1 protein-coding gene is annotated in these 1,431 nt (G+C 58.4%); it reads right to left on the reverse strand.

Annotated features, from left to right (window positions below; translation table 11 throughout):
* Positions 1-200 precede the first annotated feature (200 nt).
* Positions 201-1,310, reverse strand: coding sequence for a transposase (locus Q7V20_RS20280; protein WP_304795334.1), 1,110 nt, complete (start codon positions 1,308-1,310; stop codon positions 201-203).
* Between the last annotated feature and the right edge of the window lie 121 nt (positions 1,311-1,431).

Consider the following 1,431-nt stretch of genomic DNA (forward strand, 5'->3'; position numbering starts at 1 on the left):
GAGCTTCTTGCAAAACCCCAAGAGCGAGCGATCATGAACGCATCTGCTCGCCGCTCTGGGCGATTTTTCGGTTAATCAAATCAACTCGGGTGGGTTATTCAGACCCAAATCATCATTCTGCCCTTGTTGCCGCGATACGTCCCCCAGAGCCGCCTTCTGGCAGCCCCTCTCACCAGTTTTCTGGCACTTCCTGTGCCTGGCTACGTCAACAGCCGCATCAACTGATCGGCTGTTAATACCAGCAGGCCAAACATAAGATGGCTCATCACCTTGGCGTGGCCTCTCACCCCAACCTGTTTGCCGCCGAACTCATCCTTCAGCCGTGCATTGGTCCGTTCAGCCTGGCTGCGTTCCTTGTAGCGCTGTGCCTCATGTGGCGCGAATTCGATCTTTTCACCCTTGCGCGGGTTGTGATCGATGAGCGGCACATGTCCCAGACTGCGGCTGTGGCTGCGAATTTCTTCGCTGCAATAAGCCGCGTCCATCAGGTCGTAGCAATGCGTTACCCGGCCCTGGGTCATCAATGCCAGCGGCACCGCCGTCTGGCTGTCATGCACCGAGGCGCTGGTGAGCAAGGCGCTGATCGGTACGCCGCAGTCGGCCGTGTCGGTGTGCAGCTTGTAGCCGTTCCAGCTGTTCTTGTAGCCGTGGGCGTTGCACTTTGTGCCTCGGTCACAACGCTTGGGCAGATCAGCGAGTATTTGCGCCAGGGGTTGTCGCAGTTGCTGGCCGATGCGCGTGGGCTTGGCCTCCCGTCTTTCGCCTTTTTCAGGACGTCCGCGCTTGGCCTTCCCGGGCTTCGGTTCGGCCGCGGCCGGCACTTTCTTCAACGGCTTCTCCCGTGCCTCGATTGCCGTGCCGTCACGGCTGATGTGGCCAATCAACTCGGCACCCAGGTGCGCCTTGACCAGCGCTTCATGTACGCGTTCGGCCAGTTTCGCTCTGGCAAATTCGGCAAAGGCGCGCGAGAAGCTCGATTCGTCCGGCAGCCGTTTCCATATCGGGAAGCCGCAGATCCGCTTTAAAGCGCGATCCATCTGCAGCCGTTCGATCAGCGCCGCCGTTGTGCCCAACCCCAGCAGGGCTTTCGCTACGAACGCATTGGCCAGCGCTCCGCGATCATGCGGCGGACGGCCTCTGCCGTTCCATGTGCTTGCTACGAATTCTTCGATCCGCACCCATTCCAGCGTGTGGATCAGTTTCTCCAGTCGCGGCGTCAGCGGTCCAATCTCCTGCTTCAATTCAGGTATCAGTTCGTGCTGCACCACTCGCCAGCGTTGCAGTATTTCAACTCGTTGCGTACTATTCATGTCGGGCGCTCGATGTAGTCTTCAGAACCTCCATCTTGCCAGCAATGGCAGCGCCCAATCCTCTTTTTCAGCTATCAACTGAAAATAATCCCGCTTGGCTTATGGGTTTTGCAAGAACCTC

It is taken from the genome of Aquabacterium sp. (genome assembly GCF_030652515.1).
Classification (GTDB): Bacteria; Pseudomonadota; Gammaproteobacteria; order Burkholderiales; family Burkholderiaceae_C; genus Aquabacterium.

Coding starts and splice junctions, on each gene's coding strand:
- Q7V20_RS20280 (WP_304795334.1), bottom strand. CDS start 1,310: ATGAATAGTACGCAACGAGTTGAAATACTGCAACGCTGGCGAGTGGTG.